We start from the raw sequence: 355 nt of genomic DNA, 5'->3' as shown, positions 1-355 counted from the left end.
ATACAATCAAACCGTGACCTGTCAGCATATCCCTACCATTACGGTCGGGCGTTGGCTTCTGGTCACATCTCACATCCTCTAGGACTTGCGGTTACACTTATCCCTACTAACTACCTCGACCAGATAGTTAGAGTCCAGGAGGACTTAAAACGTTCCGTTTATATGGGCATTCCATCTTTAGATTTGTCCTCTCCACCGGGGTACTTTTAAAGGTCTGTGCAGGTGTTTAACATAAAACCCTACTTTTCCCCTTACTCCTTTTGAGCGCAGCGTATCAACCTGTTTCGCTGCTTAATCATGACGGTGGTTCAAGCCGGACATTCGGTTTCCCTAATCATGGATGGTTGGCAGTGGT

At 46.8% G+C, this 355-nt stretch carries 1 protein-coding gene; it reads left to right on the top strand.

Features of this window, described 5'->3' with window-relative positions; translation table 11 throughout:
* A partial coding sequence (locus P5674_RS26165) for a hypothetical protein (RefSeq protein ID WP_315670517.1) occupies positions 1 to 210 on the top strand: 210 nt, incomplete at its 5' end.
* Between the last annotated feature and the right edge of the window lie 145 nt (positions 211 to 355).

Origin of the sequence: Limnospira sp. PMC 289.06 (assembly GCF_032350395.1) — a bacterium.
Taxonomy (GTDB): domain Bacteria; phylum Cyanobacteriota; class Cyanobacteriia; order Cyanobacteriales; family Microcoleaceae; genus Limnospira; species Limnospira platensis.
Note: the sequence above shows the minus strand (reverse complement) of the source record. Positions and strands in the feature narration are given on the sequence as shown.